The 21,545-nt window shown below is 68.6% G+C and carries 23 protein-coding genes; 14 read left to right on the forward strand and 9 right to left on the reverse strand.

The window, feature by feature from the left end:
• Positions 1–29: 29 nt before the first annotated feature.
• The 5 genes from KY572_RS05210 (at position 30) to KY572_RS05230 (ending at position 4,943) form a co-directional block, all read left to right on the forward strand.
• The gene (locus KY572_RS05210) at positions 30–782 is read left to right on the forward strand and encodes a class I SAM-dependent methyltransferase (protein ID WP_224241063.1); all 753 of its coding nucleotides are present in this window, start codon (positions 30–32) and stop codon (positions 780–782) included.
• A 96-nt stretch (positions 783–878) separates the two neighbouring features.
• A complete protein-coding gene (locus KY572_RS05215) occupies positions 879–1,769 on the forward strand; it encodes a GspE/PulE/PilB domain-containing protein (protein WP_224241064.1) in 891 nt (296 codons plus the stop codon).
• A gap of 163 nt (positions 1,770–1,932) precedes the next feature.
• On the forward strand, positions 1,933–2,412 hold the full coding sequence (locus tag KY572_RS05220) for a hemerythrin domain-containing protein (protein ID WP_224241066.1): 480 nt from the start codon (positions 1,933–1,935) through the stop codon (positions 2,410–2,412).
• A 137-nt stretch (positions 2,413–2,549) separates the two neighbouring features.
• On the forward strand, positions 2,550–4,547 hold the full coding sequence (locus KY572_RS05225; protein WP_224241069.1) for an elongation factor G: 1,998 nt from the start codon (positions 2,550–2,552) through the stop codon (positions 4,545–4,547).
• A gap of 132 nt (positions 4,548–4,679) precedes the next feature.
• Positions 4,680–4,943 carry a hypothetical protein gene (locus tag KY572_RS05230; RefSeq protein WP_224241071.1) on the forward strand — a complete coding sequence of 88 codons (264 nt, stop codon included), beginning with the start codon at positions 4,680–4,682 and terminating at the stop codon, positions 4,941–4,943.
• An 11-nt stretch (positions 4,944–4,954) separates the two neighbouring features.
• Here the strand turns inward: KY572_RS05230 and KY572_RS05235 are convergent, their stop codons facing one another.
• Positions 4,955–5,725: a type 1 glutamine amidotransferase domain-containing protein gene (locus KY572_RS05235; protein WP_224241073.1), complete on the reverse strand. Its 771-nt coding sequence runs from the start codon at positions 5,723–5,725 to the stop codon at positions 4,955–4,957.
• Positions 5,726–5,836: 111 nt separating this feature from the next.
• Entirely contained in the window at positions 5,837–6,826 is a 990-nt protein-coding gene (locus KY572_RS05240; RefSeq protein WP_224241074.1) for a LysR family transcriptional regulator, read from the reverse strand.
• 159 nt (positions 6,827–6,985) lie between these two features.
• Between KY572_RS05240 and KY572_RS05245 the strand changes: the two genes are divergently transcribed.
• Positions 6,986–8,524 (forward strand): hypothetical protein, encoded by a 1,539-nt coding sequence (locus KY572_RS05245; protein ID WP_224241076.1) that lies wholly within the window; start codon positions 6,986–6,988, stop codon positions 8,522–8,524.
• A gap of 42 nt (positions 8,525–8,566) precedes the next feature.
• Here KY572_RS05245 and KY572_RS05250 read toward each other — a convergent pair whose 3' ends face one another.
• The gene (locus KY572_RS05250; RefSeq protein WP_224241077.1) at positions 8,567–8,785 is read right to left on the reverse strand and encodes a DUF2087 domain-containing protein; all 219 of its coding nucleotides are present in this window, start codon (positions 8,783–8,785) and stop codon (positions 8,567–8,569) included.
• On the opposite strand from KY572_RS05250, the gene KY572_RS05255 reads away from it, so the two are divergent.
• On the forward strand, positions 8,772–8,981 hold the full coding sequence (locus KY572_RS05255) for a MoaD/ThiS family protein (protein ID WP_317987814.1): 210 nt from the start codon (positions 8,772–8,774) through the stop codon (positions 8,979–8,981). The genes KY572_RS05250 and KY572_RS05255 overlap by 14 nt on opposite strands.
• A 2-nt stretch (positions 8,982–8,983) precedes the next feature.
• Positions 8,984–10,075, forward strand: coding sequence for a WD40/YVTN/BNR-like repeat-containing protein (locus tag KY572_RS05260; RefSeq protein ID WP_224241081.1), 1,092 nt, complete (start codon positions 8,984–8,986; stop codon positions 10,073–10,075).
• An 18-nt stretch (positions 10,076–10,093) separates the two neighbouring features.
• On the opposite strand, the gene zwf is transcribed toward KY572_RS05260, so the two are convergent.
• Complete coding sequence (gene zwf / locus KY572_RS05265; protein WP_224241083.1) at positions 10,094–11,632, reverse strand: glucose-6-phosphate dehydrogenase; 1,539 nt, start codon at positions 11,630–11,632, stop codon at positions 10,094–10,096.
• A 669-nt stretch (positions 11,633–12,301) separates the two neighbouring features.
• Here zwf and KY572_RS05270 point away from each other — a divergent pair.
• Positions 12,302–12,538: a hypothetical protein gene (locus KY572_RS05270; protein ID WP_224241085.1), complete on the forward strand. Its 237-nt coding sequence runs from the start codon at positions 12,302–12,304 to the stop codon at positions 12,536–12,538.
• Between the two features lie 36 nt (positions 12,539–12,574).
• On the opposite strand, the gene KY572_RS05275 is transcribed toward KY572_RS05270, so the two are convergent.
• The 4 genes from KY572_RS05275 to KY572_RS05290 form a co-directional block, all read right to left on the reverse strand.
• Positions 12,575–13,045 (reverse strand): DoxX family protein, encoded by a 471-nt coding sequence (locus KY572_RS05275; protein WP_224241087.1) that lies wholly within the window; start codon positions 13,043–13,045, stop codon positions 12,575–12,577.
• Positions 13,046–13,195: 150 nt separating this feature from the next.
• Positions 13,196–14,455 (reverse strand): saccharopine dehydrogenase family protein, encoded by a 1,260-nt coding sequence (locus KY572_RS05280; protein WP_224241089.1) that lies wholly within the window; start codon positions 14,453–14,455, stop codon positions 13,196–13,198.
• A 127-nt stretch (positions 14,456–14,582) separates the two neighbouring features.
• The gene (locus KY572_RS05285) at positions 14,583–15,149 is read right to left on the reverse strand and encodes a glycine cleavage system protein R (RefSeq protein ID WP_224241091.1); all 567 of its coding nucleotides are present in this window, start codon (positions 15,147–15,149) and stop codon (positions 14,583–14,585) included.
• Between the two features lie 356 nt (positions 15,150–15,505).
• The gene (locus KY572_RS05290) at positions 15,506–15,931 is read right to left on the reverse strand and encodes a DoxX family protein (RefSeq protein ID WP_224241092.1); all 426 of its coding nucleotides are present in this window, start codon (positions 15,929–15,931) and stop codon (positions 15,506–15,508) included.
• A gap of 123 nt (positions 15,932–16,054) precedes the next feature.
• Between KY572_RS05290 and KY572_RS05295 the strand changes: the two genes are divergently transcribed.
• From KY572_RS05295 to KY572_RS05310, 4 genes are all read left to right on the forward strand, one after another.
• On the forward strand, positions 16,055–16,420 hold the full coding sequence (locus KY572_RS05295; RefSeq protein ID WP_224241093.1) for a winged helix-turn-helix transcriptional regulator: 366 nt from the start codon (positions 16,055–16,057) through the stop codon (positions 16,418–16,420).
• Positions 16,421–16,521: 101 nt separating this feature from the next.
• The gene (locus tag KY572_RS05300; protein ID WP_224241094.1) at positions 16,522–17,142 is read left to right on the forward strand and encodes a hypothetical protein; all 621 of its coding nucleotides are present in this window, start codon (positions 16,522–16,524) and stop codon (positions 17,140–17,142) included.
• 288 nt (positions 17,143–17,430) lie between these two features.
• Complete coding sequence (locus KY572_RS05305) at positions 17,431–17,952, forward strand: hypothetical protein (RefSeq protein WP_224241095.1); 522 nt, start codon at positions 17,431–17,433, stop codon at positions 17,950–17,952.
• Positions 17,953–18,091: 139 nt separating this feature from the next.
• Entirely contained in the window at positions 18,092–18,784 is a 693-nt protein-coding gene (locus tag KY572_RS05310) for a RibD family protein (RefSeq protein WP_224241096.1), read from the forward strand.
• Between the two features lie 3 nt (positions 18,785–18,787).
• Here KY572_RS05310 and KY572_RS05315 read toward each other — a convergent pair whose 3' ends face one another.
• Entirely contained in the window at positions 18,788–19,675 is an 888-nt protein-coding gene (locus tag KY572_RS05315) for a hypothetical protein (RefSeq protein WP_224241097.1), read from the reverse strand.
• Positions 19,676–20,056: 381 nt separating this feature from the next.
• Between KY572_RS05315 and KY572_RS05320 the strand changes: the two genes are divergently transcribed.
• Entirely contained in the window at positions 20,057–21,460 is a 1,404-nt protein-coding gene (locus KY572_RS05320; RefSeq protein ID WP_224241098.1) for a serine/threonine-protein kinase, read from the forward strand.
• Positions 21,461–21,545: the final 85 nt, after the last annotated feature.

Genomic DNA, 21,545 nt, shown 5'->3' on the forward strand with positions numbered 1-21,545 from the left:
GGCGCGCGCAGGGCAAGATGGGGGTGGCCATGACGGATCCCACGCCTCCCGCACCGGGAGCGAAAAGCGACGATGAGCTGGAGGAGTACGATCTCCCCTTCTTCCAACGGCTCGCCCTGCAGCTGCAGGGGCAGGTCTTCGCCTTCATCATCCGCTTCACCGACCTGCTGCTGCTGCTCTGGCGCCCCCGGCTGCTGCGGCCCTACCTGGCCATCTGGTGGCAGGAGCTCATCCACACGCCTTACAGGGCCCGGCGCACCTTCGAGGTGGTCCGCGCGCTGAAGGCCACCGGCCAGCGCTTCCGCGAGCTCATCTATGGAGAGACGCCGCTCCTCACCGCCATCCCCATCTTCAAGCGGGCAGGCGTGGGCCCCGGGAGCCGGCTGGTGGACCTGGGCGCGGGCCGCGGGCGGGTGCTGATCGCTGCCAGGTGGCTGGGCGCCGAGGCGCGCGGGGTGGAGCTGATCGCCGACCACGTGACGCGCGTGGCACCGAGGCTCCAGGCCGCGGGCATCACCCTCACCGTGGGAGACATGACCCGCGAGGAGCTGGGAGACGCCACCCACCTGTTCACCAACTGGCTGGCGCTCACGCCGGAGACGAAGGCCCGGCTGATCGAGCGCTTCCGCACCTGCCGCCCCGGGACTCGAATCATCACCGTGACGCGGCCCATCGAGGCCGAGGGCTTCGTCCGCCTCTCCCGCCACTGGCGGCTCTTCACGTGGGGCGTCGAGGTGGTGTGGGTCCACGAGTACCGGCCCGAGGCGGCTCCACCGGCCTGAGAGGCTCGGGTCCGCCTACAGGCCAGGCAGCCGGACGAGCGCCGTGCCGGGCGCCCGTCGTCGCGCCCACCGACAGGTGCCATCTACGAGGCAGCCATGGAGATCGGCACAAAGCGCATGCTCGGGGAGATCCTCCTGGAACGCGGGGTGGTCAACCGCGCCCAGCTCCGCCTGGGGCTCGTGCACCACCACGAGGCCCGGATTCCTCTGGGCCGCGCGCTCATCCGAGAGCAGGTCTGCACCGAGTCAGAGCTGCTGGAGGCGCTCTCCACCCAGCTGGGCATCGACGCCGTCGATCTGGATCGCGAGCGACTGGACCGCTCGCTCGCCCGGCTCATCCCCTCCCGGATCGCCCGGCAGTACCGCGTCGTCCCGCTCCGGCTGGAGCAGAAGGATCGGGAGATCCTCCACGTCGCCCTGCCTGCTCCCGCCTCGATCGAGGCGCTGGATGCCGTGCGCGCCACCTCGGGAAAGCCCCGGGTGGAGCCGCACCTGGCCTCGGATCCCTCCCTGTCCCGCGCGCTCAACGAGCTGTACGGCATCCGGGAGCCCATCGAGAAGTTCTCCACCCCCCACCTGTCCGAGTCGGCTCCCGAGGAGGCCCCGCTGCTGCTCTACGGCTGGCCCCCCGTCACCGTCGTCCTGCTCTCGCGGATCCTCTCCCGGCACGGCTTCACGGCGAGGGTGGCCACCCCGCTGGAGGTGCTGCACACGAGCGCCTCGGATGTCGTGCTCGCGCCCATGCAGGCCATGGAGGGGCTGCTCATGGGCGAGGTCCGCATCGCTGGCGCGCTGATCGTCCACGGCGCCTCGGAGGACGAGGGCTTCGAGCGCGCCCACAAACTGGGAGCGAAGGGCTTCCTCGTCAATCCGCTGGATGAGGAGTTCCTGCTGCGCGCCATCCGCCGCCTGCGCCCCTCCGCCTCTCGGCGCATGGGCGTCCCCCGCGGCATCTCGGATGAGGAGCACGAAGGCACGCAGCAGTGAGAAGAGCCGCACCCAGGGTCTCCGAAGGCTCGCTATTCCCAGCGCTCTCACGCTCCGCCCCTCGGTCATCAGCCCCGCGTCCCGAGGGGGACGTGCCTTGCCCTCGTCCGCGCGCGTGCGGACCGTTGGTGCAAACACCTGCCCCCTGAAAGGAGCCGGCCTCATGGACGCGCTCGCAATGCTGAAGCAGCAGCACCAGGAAGTGGATGAGCTGTTCGCTCGCCTCCAGCAGGCCGACGAGGAGGAGCGCATCACCCTCCTGGGGCAGATCTCGGAGAAGCTCACCATCCACGCCGAGATCGAGGAGCGGCACTTCTATCCCTTCGCTCGCCGCATGGGCATCCAGGACATGGTGGACCGCTCGCTGCAGGAGCACGCCGAGGTCCGGATGCTGATCTCGGAGATCCTCCAGCTCAAGCGGCACGATCCGCGCATCATGCAGGACGCGATGACGCTCATGACGTCCGTGCAGTCGCACGTGAAGGAGGAGGAGGAGACGCTCTTCCCGCGCCTGGCGGGCCTGGCCTCGGCGGAGGACCTGCGCAACGTGGGCATGGAGATGCGGCGCACCATGGATGAGCTGTCCCAGCAGGAGCTGCTCAAGATGGCCGAGCACGAGGGCAGCAACCTGATGCCCGAGTAGGCGGGCAGCAGCGTCACGGAGCCCTCCCCGAGCCGGCGAGGGAGAGGGCTCTCGGCCGTCCGGGCGGGCTCGGCTTCTCAAGCGCGCGCCCGCGCTCCACCTTCCCTGCGGGAACCGTCCAGCCGCAGGAGTCCGCCATGAAGCACCCTGCCTCGCCGCGTGTCGTCGCTCTCGTGGGTCCTCAGGGAGCAGGCAAGACGACGCTGTTGGAGTCCCTGCTGCGCGTCACGGGCGCGGGGCCGCTGCGCCCTCCAGGCGGAGATGGCGCAGCGAGCGGACGCGCCATGACGCTGGAGATGGCGGCGGCCACCACGGAGTTCATGGGCGAGCGCTGGACGTTCATCGACTGCCCGGGCGCCCCCGAGTTCCTCCAGGAGGCCCGACACGCCCTGATGATCTGCGACGCGGCCCTGGTGGTGTGTGACATGGGGCCCGAGCGCGCGGCGGCCCTGTCCCCGCTCTTCCAGTTCCTGGATGCGCGCCAGATCCCCCACCTGCTCTTCCTCAATGCGCTCCACGAGAGCGGTCCGTCGCTGCGAGCCCTGCTCGACTCCCTGCAGGTCGTCTCCGCCCGTCCGCTGGTGCTCCGGGAGATCCCGCTCCGAGAGGGAGATCGGATGGTGGGCATCGTGGATCTCGTGAGCGAGCGGGCCTGGGGCACGACGGCCGAGCAGGAGGCCGCGCTCATCCCCCTGCCAGAGACCGACCGCCCCCTGGAGGAGGCCGCGCGCCGCCAGATGCTCGAGCGGCTGGCGGACCAGGATGACGCGCTCCTGGAGCAGCTCATCGAGGAAGTGGTGCCGCCGCCCGGCGTGCTCTACGAGCAGATGGCCCGAGCGCTGCGCGAGGATCGGCTGGTGCCCGTCTTCATCGGCTCGGCCGAGCGGGGGCTGGGGCTCTTGCGGCTGCTCAAGGGGCTGCGCCACGAAGTCCCCGGCGTCGAGGAGACACGCACCCGCCTGGGGCTCTCCGCCAGCGGTGGCTCGCTGGTCCAGCCCTTCAAGATCTGGCACCTGCCGCACGTGGGGAAGCAGTCGCTGGCTCGCGTGTGGCGAGGCACGGTGGTGGACGGGGGCACGCTGTGCGGAGGCCGCGTGAGCGGTGTGCTCCAGCCTCATGGAGCGAAGCACACCCCCGTGGGCACGGCGCACGAGGGGGAGGTGGCGATCATCGGCCGGCTGGATGCGGCGCACTGTGGAGATCGCGTGGAGATGGACGGAGCCCGGCGCACGACGGGCTGGCCCGTGGCGCCCCCGCCGATGCACCAGGTGGCGATCACCGCCGAGAAGCGCACGGACGACGTGAAGCTGCCGGGCGCGCTCGCTCGACTGGTGGAGGAGGATACCTCCCTCTCGGTGGATCAGGAGCCGGACACCCAGCGGCTGCTGCTGGGGGGCCAGGGTGAGCTGCACCTGCGCGAGGCGCTCGAGCGGCTGAACACCCGCCTCCGGGTGCCAGTGGTGGTGCACCCGGTGCCCATCCCCTATCGGGAGACGGTGCGTCGGCGTGGCACGCACCATGCCCGGTACAAGCGGCAGTCCGGCGGACACGGGCAGTTCGGCGACGTGGTGGTGGAGGTACGGCCGCTGCCGCGCGGGCAGGGCTTCTCCTTTGACTCAGCCGTGGTGGGCGGCGCCGTGCCCCGGCAGTACATCCCCGCCGTCGAGGAGGGGGTGCTGGAGGGGCTGCGCCGGGGGCCGCTCGGCTTCCCGGTGGTGGACGTGGCCGTCACGCTCACCGGGGGCACCTACCACTCGGTGGACAGCTCGGATCAGGCCTTCCGCACCGCCGCGCGGCTGGCGCTGGCGGAGGTGCTGCCCAAGCTGGAGCCGGTGCTCCTGGAGCCCATCCTCCGGGTGGAGCTCCACGTCCCCCGCGACGCGATGCCTCGAGCGCAGCGGCTCGTCACCGGCCGGCGGGGACAGCTCCTGGGCTTCGACGCCGACCTGGAGCTGCCCGGCTGGGAGATCCTCACGGCGTACATGCCCCAGGCGGAGCTGAAGGGCTTCATCGTGGAGCTGCGCTCGGCGTCCGCCGGGCTCGGCTCCTACGTGGCCCACCATGACCACTACGCGGAGCTGATGGGCCGCCAGGCCGAGCGCGTCGTGAGCCACCAGCCGATGGCGGAGCGGTAGCCTCCGCGAGCACACCTCGCCACACCCACGGCGTGGGCCTCCGAACACCCGCGCCGTGTCCCACCCTGGCGTGGGAGCCGCGCACCGGGGCATGATCGCCCGGGTGCCCGGTACTCACGCGGAGGTACACTCATGACTCGGTGGATGGTGGCAGCGCTCCTCACGCTCTCGGTCCCCGCGCTGGCCCAGACGGAGGCCGCCCAGCGCTCGAAGCAGCGGGAAGCCCCTCAGCGGGTGACGGAGCTGACCTTCGGCGAGGGGGATCTCATCGACGCGGAGGCAGAGGGACCGGACCACGAGCTGATCGACACGCTGCCCCGGTTGCAGCACTCGAGCCTCATCCGCGTGCGGGCCGACTTCGATGCCGAGGTGATGCGCTCGGCCGCGCAGCTGTAGCCCCGTCAGGCTCAGGCGCCGAGCGCTTCCGAGATCAGCTCGGCCGTCCGGCTGCCCGAGAAGTTCTGCTGGCCCGTGATGAGGTTGCCGTCACGGATGGCGAACTCCCGCCAGAGGCCCGCCTGGATGTAGTTGGCGCCGAGCCGCCGCAGCTCGTCCTCGATGCGCCACGGCATCAGGTGCTTGCCGCGAGGCAGCAGGTTCATGCTCCACACCGCGTTGTCCGCGAAGTCCTCCTCCACGTTGGCGAAGCCCGTCACCGTCTTGCCCTTCACCAGCAGTTCCCCGTTGCTCAGGCGGGCGTAGCGCAGCACGGCCACGCCGTGGCACAGCGCGGCGGCGATCTTCCCCGCCTCGTAGAACTCCACGAACTTCTTGTGCAGGTCCGTGGCCCCCTCGAAGGAGAACATGGGCGCCTGGCCGCCAGCCACCACGATGGCGTCGAACTTCGACACGTCGATCTCGGCCACCTTCCGCGTCTCCTGGACGAGCTTCGCCAGCGCCGGGGTGGAGATGAACCCCATGCTGATGAGATCGCTCGCGGAGTAGCCACTGGCATCCCGCGGATCGCTCATCCCGTCTCCCTCGCACCGGCCGCCGTTGGGGCTGAAGAGCTCGACCTCGTAGCCCTTCTCCGTGAAGGCGAAGTACGGGTGCGTGAGCTCGCTCCACCAGAAGCCCACGGGCCAGCCGGTGGTGACCGAGGTCGCCGGGTTGGCGATCACGATGGCGACGCGCTTCTTCTGCTTCGGGTTGACGACGTTCGGATTCTTCAGGCTCATGGTCGTTCCTCCACGCTCGGTGAGCGGTTCGAAGTGCGGAGAGAACTATTCGCCCGGGCACCCGCTACCGACAACGCAAGGCGCCGAAACAACACGTTTCGCCGGATGAAACTACGAGCGCTGGCGCGGAGGGCGCTTGCGTGACTCGCCGCTCGTGGGATCCGTGGGATCGAGCCGGGTCCGCGGATTCGGATGCACGTCGCTGGCGATCTCCTGCGAGACGCGCAGGAGCACGTCCCGGAGCCAGCGGTGGGCCTCGTCTCCGTCCAGGCGGGGATGCCAGACGAGTTGGAGCGCATACGGCCGCAGCGGCAGCGGCGACTCGAGGATGCGCAGGCCGAGCCGCGGCGCCATCAGCCGGGCGATCCGCTCGGAGATTGTCAGCACATAGTCCGTCTCGGAGACGAGCATCAGCCCCGTCATGAAGTACGGCACCGCGCGCACCACGCGCCGCTCCTGGCCTCGCTCGCGCAGCACGTCGTCGATGTAGCCGCCGGGCTTTCCTCGCGGCGCCACCTGCACGTGCTCGAGCTGGAGGAACTGGTCGAGGCTCAGCCGCTGCTTCACCGTCGGATGATCCTTGCGGACGACGCAGACGAAGCGGTCGGTGATGAGCTGCCGGATCCGCATCTCCGGCGGAAGCTCCCCATAGATGCCGATGGACAGATCCGCGGCCCCCTCGCGCAGCGGGGCCGAGTCATCCGTGGTGATGGGGACGAAGCGGAGGGCGACACTCGGCGCCTCGGCGTGGACCACCCGGTCCAGCGCGGGCCCGAGCAGCGTGAGGACGTAGTCGCTGGTGTAGACGACGAAGGTGCGCTCGAGCTCCCGCGCCGCGAACGGGCGCTCCGCCTCGAGCGCCCGCGCGGCCTCTTCCACCAGGCTCCTCACCCTCGGCCGGAGGGCCTCGGCCCGCGGGGTGAGCACCATGGAGCGCCCGGCGCGGACGAGCAGCGGATCCCCCAGCCGCTCGCGGATCCGTGCCAGCGCGTGGCTCATGCCTGGCGTCGAGAGCCCGAGGCGCCGCGCCGCCTTGGTGACGCTGCCCTCCTGAAGGAGCGCATCCAGCGTCGCGAGCAGACTGAGGTCCGAAGGTTCCATCCCCCCTCAATAGAGCACAGCCCCTCGCCGCCCATGCGCCTTGCCGCCCAGGCAGAGCCCTATACGGGTAAACCGCTATTACATGTTTATCTCGTTTCCGATAGTTTCACTCGGCGTTCCAGGGGCGGTGAGGCCCGGGGACTGCCGAGGAGACACCGCGTGAAGAGTCTGAATCCGAAGACGTGGGCGGCCCTGCTGGGGGCCACGATGCTGAGCCTGACGAGCGGCTGCGGCTCCTCCGCCTCGGAGCCCGAGGAGCCCACGCCCTCGGCCCCCGTCGTGGAGGAGCAGTCGGAGAACCTCCACCCCGAGCGCCGAGGCATCGGCGCCCTGCCCCTCCCGGCGCGCCAGGGCCCCTCGGCGATGCTCGTCCCGGTGGACCCGCGGCGTTCACTGGTGGTGACGGATCAGATCATCCTCGCCAGGTTCCCCTTCAAGGATGTGATGGACAAGCTGGTCCTCACCAGCGGCGTGCCGACGACGTCGCTGGACGTCTTCCACCAGTGGTGGGACACGGCGCGGGTGGCACCCGGCCTGGGCCTGGGCCCCAACTGCAACAGCCCGGGCGTGGCCAACATGAATGGCTTCCCGTACGCCTGCCCGCGCGCCGAGGGCATCCAGGCCACGGTGGATCCGTTCTTCAACCCCACCTCGAACCCGGACTCCTACCTTCCCATCGGCCTGTTCAACCGCTTCGATCTGGCGCCCGCCAACGGCTCCAACTGTGGCGAGTACCGCATTGCCTTCGCCAAGCGCTCGGGCATCTCGGGCGGAATCAACCGCAACCTCATCATCTTCGAGGCGATGCTGCCCAACCCCTCGCCGGCCCTGGGGCTCGAGGGGTGCCGCCCCGTGGCGGACTTCTGGAGCAACCTCACCGCGCAGCCGAGCGCGAGCACGCGAGCCGCCATGCTGCGCGACTTCTACTTCAACGGCCTGCCGAACCCCAACGGCCCGACGAACTTCATGCCGGTGCTCCACATCGACAACCTGGGCAACCGCCCTCGCGAGTCCGGGCAGGTGCGCTCCAACCAGTTCATGCAGAACAACTGGAACCTGCGCGAGTTCAAGATCCAGCGTGAGTGCGGCACGACCGGCTGCGCGCTCCGCTTCATCCCCGTCACGGTGAAGACCAACCCGGGCGGCACGCTGTTCAACCCGCTCTCCGCGCACCCGCTGGCGCCGGGCTTCCAGAGCGTGGACTTCATCTCGCAGGTGCCCAGCCTGGCCGTCAACGACATCAACCTGTTCAACATGGTGCTCCCGGACAACCGCAACAGCGGCCAGAGCGACGCGCAGAGCCCCACGGAGAACCACTACGTGAACCAGTTCGGCACGGGGCCGAGCGCCTTCCGGACGAACATCCAGAGCTCGCTGAGCACCATCCCCAGCACCCTCACGCCGGACCAGGTGGTGGCGCGGGCCATGGCGCTGTCGTGCGCGGGCTGCCACCAGCTCAGCGTCGGGCGGGACCTGGGCGGCGGCATCACCTGGCCGTTCTCGCTGCGCTTCGTCCACGTCTCCGAGCAGACGGAGCCGGGCCCGGACGGCCCGCGTCACCAGATCTCTCCGGCGCTCATCAACGTCTTCATCCCGCACCGCAAGGCCGTCCTCGAGACGTTCCTCAACTCCTCGTGCGGCGACGCGGTGTGTGCCGCCTGGGAGACGCACGCCTCCTGCAGCGCGGACTGCCCGTAGCACTCCCGCGGGGCGCCCCACGGTGCGAGGCCGTGGGGCACCTCAGCTCGCCGGGGCGACCTTCCAGTAGCGCCGGCCGTCGGGCGAGCGGTCCACCCGCTTCGCGTCGTAGAGATCGCGGCGGAGCAGCGCCCAGTCATTGAAGTCTGGGTGACCGGTGTGGAGGTGGATGGTAGGTTGCGCCGCCGTGCCGCGCATCACGTTCACGTCCTCCCTCCAGCGCCATGTCTCGTGTCCCACGGAGTCGGTGAGCGGAGCCACCGTTCGCGAGGCCCTCGAGGCGTACTTTGCCCGCCATCCCCAGGTGCGCGGCTACGTGCTCGACGAACAGGATGCGCTGCGCCATCACGTCGTCGTCTTCGTGAACGGCAGCCAGCTCCGCGATCGCTCGAACCAGGGAGAGGCGATCGGCGAGGCGGCGGAGATCTACGTCATGCAGGCGCTCTCAGGGGGTTGACCATGTCGGACCGCATCTTCGTCGCCACACGCAAGGGGCTCTTCGAGCTTCGCCGCTCCAACGGTCGCTGGAGCATCGCCCACGCCTCCTTCCTGGGAGACGCGGTCTCGCTGGTGGCCGGGTCGCCTTCGGAGGGGACCGTCTACGCCGCGCTCGGCCTGGGCCACTTCGGCGTGAAGCTGCGCGCCTCCTCCGACGGAGGCCAGCGCTGGGAGGAGCTGCCCGCCCCCGCCTTCCCGAAGAAGCCGGAGGGCCTGGAGGAGACGCTCCCGGATGGCAAGCCGTGGCCCTGGCGCGTGGAGCAGATCTGGGCGCTCGAGGCGGCGCACGGCGCGCTCTGGTGCGGCACCGTCGGCGGAGGCCTCTTCTGCTCCCAGGATCGCGGGCGCTCCTGGGAGCTGGTGCGTGGCCTCTGGGAGCATCCGCTGCGCAAGAAGTGGTTCGGCGGCGGCACGGACCTGCCCGGCATCCACTCCATCTGCCCGCACCCGAAGAACGCGAACGAGCTCGTCATCGGCGTCTCGTGCGGCGGCGTCTGGCGCACGCAGGACGGCGGCCAGCGCTGGGAGGTGAGCCAGGGCATGTTTGCCGAGTACATGCCTCCGGAGCTGCGCGAGGACCCCGCGATCCAGGATCCGCACCGCCTGGCGCGCTGCGCCGCGCAGCCGGACCGCATCTGGTCCCAGCACCACAACGGCGTCTTCCGCTCGGACGACGCGGGCAACCGGTGGGTGAACATCGCCGAGAGCGCGCCGAGCGTCTTCGGGTTCGCCATGGCGGTCCACCCGAAGAACCCGGACGTCGCCTGGCGCGTGCCGGCCATCAAGGACGAGCAGCGGGTGCCCGTGGATGCCCGCGTCGTCGTCTCGCGCACGCGCGACGCCGGCAAGAGCTGGGAGGTGCTGCGCGAGGGGCTGCCCCAGGAGCACGCGTACGATCTCACGCTGCGGCACGCCCTGGACGTGGACGCCACCGGAGACCGGCTGGCGTTCGGCAGCACGACGGGCTCGCTCTGGGTGTCCGAGAACGGCGGGGACTCCTGGGCGCACATCTCCGCGCACCTGCCCCCCGTCTACGCGGTCCGCTTCGCTTGACGGGCTGGCCGGTTCCCTTCACTCCCTGTTCCAGGCGCGGCCCTGGCTCTCGAGCAGGCTCCGGGCCTCGGCCGGCCCCCACGTCCCGGCGGCGTAGTTGGGCTCGGCCTTCGTCGCGCCCCAGGCCTCCAGGACGGGCATGACCAGCTCCCAGCTCCGCTCCACCATGTCCCGTCGCGTGTAGAGCGTGGAGTTCCCCAGCAGGCCCTCCAGCAGCAGCGGCTCGTAGGCCTCGGGCAGGCGCTCGCCGAAGCCCTGGGCGTACAGGAAGCTCAGGTCCACCTCGCGCATGCGCAACCCGCGCCCGGGCACCTTGGTGTTGATGCGCAGCGCCAGCCCCTCCTCGGGCTGGATGCGGATCACCAGCCGGTTGCCCTCCGTCTGCTCCTGTCCGTCCAGCCCTGGGAAGTGGAAGGGCCCTGGCTTGAACCGCACCACCACCTCCGTCACCCGCTCCTTCAGGCGCTTGCCGGAGCGGACATAGAAGGGCACTCCCGCCCAGCGCATGCTGTCAAAGCGCATCGTCAGCAGGGCGTAGGTCTCCACGCCGGAGTCGGCCGCCACGCCCCGCTCCTGCCGATAGCCGGGCACGAGGCTCCCGCCCGACTGCCCCGGACCGTACTGCCCCCGGACACACTCGGTGCGGATGCGCTCGGGCGAGAAGGCGCGCGCCGTCTGCAGGGCCTCCACCTTGGCGCTGCGCACGGACTCCGGGGACAAGTCCTGGGGCGGCTCCATGGCCAGCAGCGAGAGCACCTGAAAGACGTGCCCCTGGATCATGTCTCGCACCGCGCCCGACTGCTCGTAGGAGCCGCCACGCCCCTCCATCCCCAGCGCCTCCGCGTTGGTGATCTGCACGTGGTCGATGTGCTGGCGGTTCCACAGCGGCTCGAACAGCCCGTTGGCGAAGCGCAGCACGAGCAGGTTCTGGACCATCTCCTTCCCCAGGTAGTGGTCCATCCGGTAGATGCTCGACTCGTCGAAGTGGCGGTGCAGGCGCGCGTTGAGCTGCCGGGCGCTGGAGAGATCCGTGCCGAAGGGCTTCTCGACGATGATGCGGACCCAGCTGCCGCTCCGAGCGCGAGCCAGCCCGGCCGCTCCGAGGTGGTCCACCACCGGGCCGAACAGCTTCGGCGCCACCGAGAGATAGAAGAGGCGATTGCCCCGCGTCCCCCACTCCCGGTCCACCTGGCTCAGGCGCTCGCCGAGACGCGTGTAGTCCTCGGCACGGGAGAGATCCATCGCCACGTAGTCGAGCCGCCGGGCGAAGGCCTGCCAGGCGGTGCCATCCTGCTCGCCCAGCGACTGCTCGAGGCTGGACCGGATGCTCGCCTGGAAGCCCTCCCGGCCTAGCGGAGAGAGCGAGGCGCCCACCAGGGCGAAGCTCTCGGGCAGCAAGCCTCGCTGGTAGAGCTGGAAGAGAGCCGGCAGGAGCTTGCGCCGAGCCAGGTCCCCCGAGGCCCCGAACAGGACGAAGACACAGGGCTCGGGGGCAGCCTCGGCGGTGGCTCCGGTTGAATTCCACTGCTCCCCTCTTGCGGTTGCGGTCTGCGACATCGCGGCACCCTGAAAGTTGTCTCTCTGGGTTCGAGCCACGATCGGGACTTTGTGACCGCGCATCACAAAGTCCTCCATGCCTCTCTACCGCGCCGATTCCAAGGCCCGCGTCGACGTGTCCGACGCGTCCAGCCTGGACACCCGCCACAAGCCCCAGCGCCGCACCACGAGGCCGCCGTCCGAAGTGCCTAACGTGTCCAGACTGGACAGGCACCACGAGGCCCCAGTTCCCCGAGGCCCGCGTCTGCCCCGCGTGGATGCACCACAAACCCCAACGCTCACCACGAGGCCCGTGTCGACTGGCCAGCCTGCAGGCTCGCCACACGTCCCAAGTGCTCACCACGAGTCCCAGCGCTCACCACGTCGCCATGTTGCACCTATGTCGCAGGAGCCTGCGGAATGGGATGGAACAGGACGGGACGACACGGGAGGCGGCGGGATATCGACTCCGAATCATGCCTGGCAGTTGCGAGGTAAGGGCGCGATTCCGCTGGGAGTTTCGCACCGTTCGGAGGGGGTCGATTCCCGCCGCCTCCCCTTGGGAAGGATGACCACGGCACGGGGGCTACGGACTTGACGGTATGGGGCGGGTGGCACAGGGTCCAGCGATGCTCCGACGCATCCCTATCCCCTCCCGGGTCAGCAAGAGCGCGACAGCTGTGAAGATACGTGGAGTCCCGCGCCCCGCCTTTTGCCGTGGCCCACTTCGAGTCCCTGGCCGAGGCCGAGGCCTGGCTCCACAGCCACCCGCATCCACCGGATCCCGCCAGGGTCTTGATTGGGAACGCCTTTCACGACGTGGTTCATGATCGGGTGACGAACATCCGCCGTCTGCCGCGGAACCTGGACTCAAGCCGGCAGATCGGTGACCTCGACTACGAGTGGGGCGTGAGCGACGGCACCTGAGCCCCAGAGCATCCTTCCGGAGGCATGCCTCTCGCCCTACCCCGGGTGGCTGCTCGACGAGGCGGAAAGGCTCTCCGAGCGCTTCGACGCTCGAAAGGCAGCCCACGCGCCTGTCGACCAGAGTGCCCAGGCGACCAGGACCGGCTGGAAGAAGAGCCGGATGAACCGCGCCCTGTCGGTGTCGAGCCCGAACGCGCTGATGCCATTGGCGTACTGCGAGATGTTGCCCGGAAAGATGGCGACGAAGAACGCCGCCACCACCCACCCGACTTGCGTGCGCCAGCGGCGCGCGAAGATGAGCGCCGCGCCGAGCACCAGCTCCACCACGCCCGACGCGAGGACGACGAAGTCGGCGTCCAGGGGGACCCACTTCGGAACCTGGGCCAGGAACTCGGTGCGGGCCCACGTCAGGTGGCCCGCTCCCGCGAACAGCAAGGAGGCTCCCAGCCAGATGCGTGCAATCGTCTTCAGGAGACTGGGGCGCTCCACAGGAACGTCTCGAGACATGATGTCCTCCAGGGGAATGTCGTGGATGCCTGCCGGCAGACAGTGCTCACTCGCGGTGACAATATTGCGCCCAATCTAATTGCGTTCAACGCATTTTGACTCGGAGTGAGGGCGTCCCCTGGAGTTCCTCCTCTCGCCTTTCCGTGGTTCTCAGGCGCTCGCGGGCTTCACCTCGAAGGTCATCCCCGCCCGGCGCAGCCGCTCCACCAGCTTCATCCCCATGCTGGAGGCGGGGGTGAGCACTCCTCCCTCCGAGGCAATCGAGTCGAAGGCCAGGCACAGCGCCGACTCGGCCAGCATCCGCGCCGTCGCCGCGTACCCCGGGTCTCCCTGGGCCGCCACCCTCCCCTCCAGCTTCACCCTGCCTCCCCCCTGCGCCTTGCCCTCGCCCAGCAGGAGGATGTCGAAGCAGCCCCGCTCGCGATCCTCCGCCGAGGGGCCCGTGCCAGGAGCTGGCAGCACATGCTTCTCGAGCTGGCGCCGCACCGCCGGCACGCTCGCGGCCACGAAGAAGGCCCCCACGCCCCCCGCCATGCTCAACGCGGTCAGCAGTCCCTTGGGGCCACGCGAGAAGCTCGCGGCCTCGGAGTAGAGGAAGTCCTGGCCCCATGGATGGCCGAGCAGCGCGTTGGAGCGCCGCACCACTCGCGTGTTGACGGGCGCCATGAAGAAGGGGCCCGTCCATCGGCCCAGCTCCTTGCTGTAGTGCACGCCCATCTGGTCCCGCTCCTCGGGCCGGCCGCGCCTCGGCTCCGGGTCCAGTCCGTGCGGATTGCTCAGCACGCGGCGCAACGAGGGGTCCGCCCGCACGTCCTCCATCACCTGCAGCGCGCTCGCGACGGTGCCTCCACTGATCCCTCCGCGCATCTTCGTCACGAACAGTCGGATGCGATCACAGTGGCTCGCGTGGTGCTCGCGCATGAACTCCTGGAGCATGAGCACGCCCAGGTCCGACGGGATGGAGTCGAAGCCGCAGGTGTGCACGATGCGCGCGCCGCTCTCCCGCGCCCCGGCATGGTGGGCGTCGATCATCTTGCGCATCCACTGCACCTCGCCCGTCAGATCGCAGTAGTCGGTGCCGTTGCGCACGCAGGCGGCCACCAGCTCGCTGCCATGGCGCGCATAGGGCCCCACGGTGGTCACGATGACACGCGTCCTGGACACCATGGCATCCAGCGAGGCCGCGTCCTTCGCGTCCGCCAGCAGCAGCGGCAGCTCGGCGCAGGCGGCGTTGAGCCCTACGAGCGAACCGCGAATCTGCTCGAGCTTCCCTCGGTCACGACCCGCCAGCGCCCAGCGGGCACCATGCTTGTCCTGGGTACGGGCGAGGTACTCGGCGACGAGGCGACCGGTGAACCCGGTAGCGCCCCAGACGATGACGTCAAACTCGGTTTTCGATGGTTTGGACATGGGCGGAAGGCACGGTTTGCCCGGAAATGACGCCCAGCGTCAACGCCGACCTGCACCGCCTCGAGGTAGTCCTCGTCCGTCACCAGCAGAACGGAGATGCCGCTTCTTCGCGCCATCGCGACACGCCTCAGATGGCGTCGAGATCGATGTCGCAGCCGATCTGCTCGCCCAGGGCCGCCAGCTCCTCACGCATCTTGCGGGCGCTCGTGCCCTGCGGGAGGGTGACGACCCCCTCGAGCACGAAGAGCGGCGTCCCCGCGAAGGGCGCCGACTCGATCCGCGTCTCCAGTTCCTCGACATTGACGGAGTGCTGGCGCAGCAGCCCTGTCACACGCGCGGCGATGCCTGGCTGATCGTTGCTGTAGACCTTCAGCCGGTACGGGATGCTGCCGGGAGCTCGGGAGCCGGCGGCGCCCGCCTCATACATCTCCAGGCGCAGCCCCAGCCCGGCGCCTTCGCTCTCGAGCTTGCTGCGGAGCGAGGCGAGCGCCTCGGCGGAGCCCACGATGAGCGCCAGCAGGGCGAAGTGGCCGCGAAGATTGACCATGCGGCTGTCGGCGAGGCTGCCGCCGACGTCATACACGTGACGGGTGAGCTCGGCGACGAGCCCAGGGCGATCAGGACCCACTGCGGTAACGATGAGCTGAGGCATGGCCGGACCATAACAACCTGCCTCGGCGGCGTGAACGCGCATGCTTCGCGGAGGGGCTCGACCTGTCGGAAGCGGACGTTCCGTCGTGCCCCCCGCTCCACGTCAGGCCACGCCGTAGTCCGGCAAGGCGATGGCGTCGGAGGGAGGCGTCAGCAACCGGCCGAGGACTCGGCGCACCCCGGGCGCGGAGGCGAGGCGCAGCAGGGTGTGGCTCATGGCAATGCCCGCCCGCGTCTTCGGCGTGGCGATCCTCGGTGCCAGCGAGGGGACATTCTGGGCCCGCGCGAGTTAGCTAACTTAGTTAGTAACCAGCTTGGATATAGTCACCGTTAGCTCGGGCGCAACGGAATCCACTCAGCGGGCGGCGGAGCAACCCGCCGCTCCGAGCCCCTCCCCTCTCAAGCCCGAGGCGGAATGGGGGCCCGGTACCGTCGCCCCCAGAAGACGAAGAGCGAGAGCGCGACGAGCAGGAAGTTGAAGGGGGTATTCGCGGCCTCTCCGCGCGAGAAGTGGAAGATGATCGCGGGGAGCTGGAGCGCCGCGCAGCCCAGCGCGGCCAGCACCGTCAAGCCCGGCTTGATGCGCGTGAGCGCGGGCAGGACGATGCCGAGCCCTCCGCACAGATCGCTCACCGCCGTCGCGTACAGGAACGCCTCCGGCACCTGTCCCGCCCACGGGATCATCTCGGCGAGCCGAGGGATCGGCGTCAGGAGCTTCCAGACGCCCGTGCCGGCGAAGACGAGCCCCAGGAGCGCCTGGACGACCCACAGGCCGATGGAAAGAGCTTGGGTGGGCCGCATGCCGTCACTGACCCGAGTCGTCATGGTATTCCTCGTGGTGTCTTGGTTACTTTGATGTGCCTGGTCACGGAAGGTGACCATGACTCTCTCGCATACCGTACGAACACCGGACAAGGAGGCACATTGAAGTCACTAGGGAACGGAAAGATGACCAGGAGCTACGACGACGACTGCGTCGCGACGCGTGAGATCCTCAGCCTCGTCGGGGACAAGTGGAGCGTGATGGTCATCGTCAACCTGGGCGAAGGCGCGATGCGCTTCAGCGATCTCAAGCGCGCCATCGAGGGGATCTCCCAGCGCATGCTGACCCTCACGCTGCGCGGCCTCGAGCGTGACGGGCTGGTGACGCGGACCGTCCTTCCGACGACTCCGCCGCGCGTGGACTATGAGCTCACGCGGCTCGGACGAACACTGCTCGAGCCAGTGACCGCGCTCGCCACCTGGGCGCAACACCACAGGCCGGAGATCCAGCGCGCCCGCGAGGCATTCCAACGCATGGCCAGGGCGAAGTGAGCGCGCTCACTTCCAACCTGCACTCCTGCCCCCAGCTCAGGGAGCGACCTAAGTACTTCCCCCAATTCCCTGGCATGAATGGATGGCTTTAACGTCTGCCCTTGCACGCCAACCACATCATTTCGAATGTGGGCGTGCCGAAAGGACAGATGATGAAAGGGTTGCAGACAGCGTTGAGGGCGGTGGCTCTGGTGGTCTCCGGACTCGTGGTGGCCGGCTGCGGAGGAGCGGAGAGCGAGGCGACGCCGGGAAGCGAGGCGGCCCCTGGGGCGAAGCCCAGCGCGCTCGAGGCGATCAGAAGCGGGAAATGGATGAAGAGCCCTCGGGGAGTCTCCGCCCAGCGCTCTGGAGACAGCGAGCCCCGCTCCGCGATGGCCGTCCTTTTCAACACCACCTACCACGAAACTATCGAGGTTTGTACGGTCGTCAGCGGCGTACCGTATTGCGAGAACGTCGAAGGATACCCTGACACGTACTTCGACCATTCTGGCACCGTCACGGTGTTGACCCGCACGCGCTATGGAGATGGGTCCTACTTCGCGTCGTTTGGTGGCTCGTCCGTCTCCATGGACGGCGTTGCCAGCACCTGGGAGACGGGTTATCCCGGGCCGACCGTGTGGCGCCACTTCACCCTGTCGAACGTGACAGCACCCGGCGAATTCCTGTCGCAGGGCCAGTCCACCAACACCAACATCTACCGGGACCTCTGCTACATCTGGTGATCTGAAGCCTCGTGTGAACCGCGCCCCTCCATGCGGGGGGGCGCACCACGAGCCCGCCAGCTCCGCTCGCTTCGAGGCTGCTTGCAGCTTCAGCGAAAAGGTGCAGCTCAGGGGAATAAGGAAAATCTCCTGCATAGCCCAGCCTCCGCACGTCTCCTTCATTTCGCGCAGGGAGCGTCGGAGGCTTCCGCACTCAGCGTCGCCTCCTTCACGCCCTGCTCAGCGGCAGCGCAAGAGTGCTGCCGCTCCTTTTGAACGCAGCGAAGTCAGTGAAAGGAACCCGGGCTGATGAAAACGTCGACGATCAAGCGCTTCTCCCCCCTCCCCGCCTCCCTGCTCCTGTCCCTCTTCCTCGCGCAGAGCGCCGCGGCCCAGAGCGCCGAAGGGCCCTTCTTCGGCAAGCAGGCCCTGATCAACTACTGGGCGACGGCGAGCCAGGGCTCGACCTGGGCGACTCGGGTCTACCTGAACGGGTATCAAACCTTCTTCGCCTCGGGATTTGGTCCCGCCAGCGAGCACTTCTACTTCCAGTGCCAGGACGGCTTGATCCGGAGCAACTGCAACTCGCTCACCGGACCCTTCTTCCCCACGTACACCGCGCAGGACTCCATCAACAGCTTCGTTGGGGCCAGCAACACCCCCTACACCTTCATCTACCAGGACGGATCGCTCATCCAAGTTGGCTTCGGTCCGGCCTTCGGGCGCTTCTACTTGAAGACCTGCTACGCGGACCGCAACTACGTCGTCCTGGACTCGGCCTGGACGGTCTACGGCTCCATCAGCGGCATTGCCTGTCTGCCTCGGCTGTAAGCCCGCGGGCCCCGCTCGGCTGGGAGCAGGGTGCCCGGCTGGTGCCGGCGGTCTCCGGCACTCCGTCGCTCCATGTGCTCAGCCAAGCTCCAGCGCGGTAGGCTCGCCGCGACTCGACTTCTCGATGAGGCTCTGACGGATGAATGGTGCGAAGCGGCCGTACGTGATCTGCCACATGGTCCCCTCCATCGACGGGCGGATTGTCCCCACGCGCTGGAAGCTACCGCCGGGCACCCTGGCCGAGTACGACCAAACGGCCCAGACCTTTGACGCCGACGCGTGGATGGTCGGCCGGATCTCCATGGAACCCTACGCCGGGAAGACGAAGGTCCCGGCGCGCAAGGTGTCCACCCCCATTCCCAGAACGGACTTCATCGCGAGGCGCGATGCGGAGTCCTACGCCATCGCCCTGGACCCCTCCGGCAAGCTCACCTGGAGGTCGAGCTCCATCGACGAGGAGCATGTGATCACCGTCCTCACCGAGCAGGTCTCGGACGACTACCTGGCCTTCCTTCAGTCCAAGGGCGTCTCCTACCTGTTCGGCGGCAAGACGGACCTGAACCTGAAGCGGGTGCTCGCGAAGCTCCGGAAGGAGTTCGGCATCCAGAAGCTGCTCCTCGAGGGCGGAGGGAAGATCAACGGCTCGTTCCTCGCCGCGGACCTCATCGACGAGCTGAGCGTGCTGGTGGCGCCCATCGCGGACGGGGCCATCGGCACCCCGTCGCTCTTCGATGCGAGAGAGGGAAAGGGACCCGTTCGCCCCCTCAAGCTGGTCTCCTTCGAGAAGCGCAAAGGCGACCTGGTGTGGCTGCGCTACAAGCTGAAGCGCTGACGCTCAGCGGGGCTCCAGGGCCGAGAAGTCAGGGTTCGGCCAGATCTCTCCGGTGACGAGCTCGGTGCGAGTGCGGATCTGGGGCTTCTGCCCCAGCAGCTTCCCGAACCATCCAGGTTCGATCGTCTCGTTGGTCTGCCGCCGGGCGTTGTAGTGCAGCGTCCAGTTCCCATCCTCTCCCTTGATGCCGAAGACGGAGATCGCGCTCACCCCCGAGCCCTCCTTCAGGTACTTGCTCGGATCGAACACCACCTTGTTCTCCGGGGGGATGTGGCCGCCCGCCACAGCCTGATCGGAGATCTTCTTGTAGGCCTCCGTGTACACGGCGAGCTGGTCCGCGTGCTTCACGCTCGAGCGCAGGGTGTCGCTGTCGTAGTTGGCGTGCATCACCGTGGGGCCGTCGCCGGGGCCTCCCACGATGAGGGCGCATCCGTTCATGGGAGCCGTGACGAAGAGGCGCGTGTTCTCGGAGGCCTGCCCCAGGTTCATCAGCTCGCCCTTGCCGCTCTTCCAACCCAGGAAGACACCCGCCTGCTCGTTGGGCGCGAGCGGCTCCCGGGGATCGAGCGGGGACTTGTTGAAGCTCACGTCCTGCGCCACTCCCGGTTGCTGGGAGAACTTCACCTCGTTCACCTTGGTGTTGAAGCGGGTGAGCTCGAACTTCTCGCCGTGGCCCAGATCGAGCTCCGCCTTGGTGTCCCCGACATAGGCCTGGCTCGAGAAGTTGGGCATTCGCAGCCAGGTCGCTCCGGCGAGCGCGACGGGATTCTGCCAGCCGGGCGTGTTGGCGGAGCCCGTGCTGCCCGTGGCGGCCCGGGTCTGGGGGGTGTTCGGGGTGGTGCCGCTCGGGGACATCGTGCGGTGAGGCGTGTTCTCGGAGCCGATCCTCATGATGACAGAGACCTCGTGGGGTGAGGGACGATGACGGGGCGGCAGCCTAGATCAGCCCCAATCCCGGTGAGCCTGGAAGAGTTGGGAAGCGCGGGAGACGGGCACCGGTTCAGGGCTCGCCACTGCCGGAGGTGCTTACGGCAGTCCGACCGTTCGGCCCGACGCAATTCCGAACGGTCCCTTACGACAGTCCGACCGGTCGGACCGATGTAAATCCGACCGAACTCTTACGACAGTCCGACCGGTCGGACCGATGTAAATCCGACCGAACTCTTACGACAGTCCGACCGTTCGGCCCGACGCGGTACGCCTCTGCTCCCCCAGCCCGGTAGGGACGAGTAGGCTCCTTCCGCAGACCCTTCTCCACTCAAACCGCAGGCCATGACCTCACCGTCCCACCTCGCATGCTCTCCCGCCCTGCTCCCTCCGGGCACAGTGGTGGGCACATGGCGCGTGCAGGCCTGGGCCGGCTGCGGCGTGCATGGCGCTGTCTACCGGGCGGTTCCCCTGCTGCGTCCGCTCGCCGCTCCGGTGGCCCTCAAGCTCGCCTTGCATCCTGGAGACCCTCGCTTCGCCCGCGAGGCGGAGCTCCTCTCCCGCTGCCTCCACCCCAGCATCCCTTGCCTGCTGGACCAGGGCTCCTGGCGCTCTCCCTCCGGAGCTCTTCATCCCTTCCTCGTCATGCAGTGGGTCGACGGCCTCTCCTTGTATGATCAGGCCCGACTCCACCCTCCCGCTCCAACCCAGGTGCGGCGCTGGCTGGCCCAGGTGGCCCAGGCCCTGGCTGTCCTCCATGCCCAGGGTGCCCTCCACCGAGACCTCAAGGGCGACAACATCCGGGTGAGTTACGCTGACGGCAGGGCCATGCTCCTGGACTTCGGCACGGGCCTCTATCCGGGTGCCGCGCCCCTCACTCCAGCCCTGGCATTTCCAGGAACTCCCGTCTACCGCTCCCCGGAGTCCTGGCTCTTCGAGGTACGGAACTACGGCTCCTCCACGGCCCGCTACGCTCCCTCTGCCGCCGATGACCTCTATGCCCTGGGCGTCACGGCCTGCCGGCTCCTCAGCGATGAGTACCCGCAGCCCCCCGAGCCCTTCCGAGACGAGCACGGCACCTGGCACCTGCGGGACTTGCCCCTTCCCCCCACCCTCCTGCGCCATCCCCACGTCGATCCCTCTTTGCGCGCCATCACGCTGCGCCTGCTCTCGGTGCACCCTGAGCAACGGGGGACCGCGGCGCAACTGGCGGAGGAGCTGGAACAGACCCTCCGCCCCTTTCGGTCAGGCCGTTCCAGACATCTGACGGAGACCACCAGGATGCGGGCGCTCCCGTGGCCTGACTGGCGCTGGGTGGCTGTGGCAGCAGCTGGCATGGCGGCAGCCGTGTGGGGCTGGTGGTCCCTTCCAGGCAAGCCCCTGGAGGAGACTGCCGTTGCACAGGTGCAACATTCGGAGGCTGCGTCAGCGGATGTTGGGACAGCAGGGTTGGGCGATGCCGCAACGACCGTGGCCTCGGAGCTACCACCCTCGGCAGCCACTGAGGAGGCGATGAGCGCGAGCCCACTACCCCAGCCCGTTCCCGGTCAGGTGCGGACGGATGAGAAGGGCCGCTGCCCTCGCAAGGGACTGGTGGCGCTCAACGGAGCGTGCTGGGCGGAGACCACTGGTGATCCTGAGGTATGCCAGACCCTCGGCGGTCAGCTGTTCAAGGACACCTGCTATCTGCCTTTCATCCCTCCCGAGCGCAGGCATCCTCCGACGTCAGGCCCCAAGCAAAATCCATGACGGGCGCCCCAACTCGAGGGGAGCACCGGGACCGAGGAGATATGCACGCGTTCGTACTGGACAACGCCATCGACGATCGGGAGGC

It is taken from the genome of Hyalangium gracile (assembly GCF_020103725.1).
Classification (GTDB): Bacteria; Myxococcota; Myxococcia; order Myxococcales; family Myxococcaceae; genus Hyalangium; species Hyalangium gracile.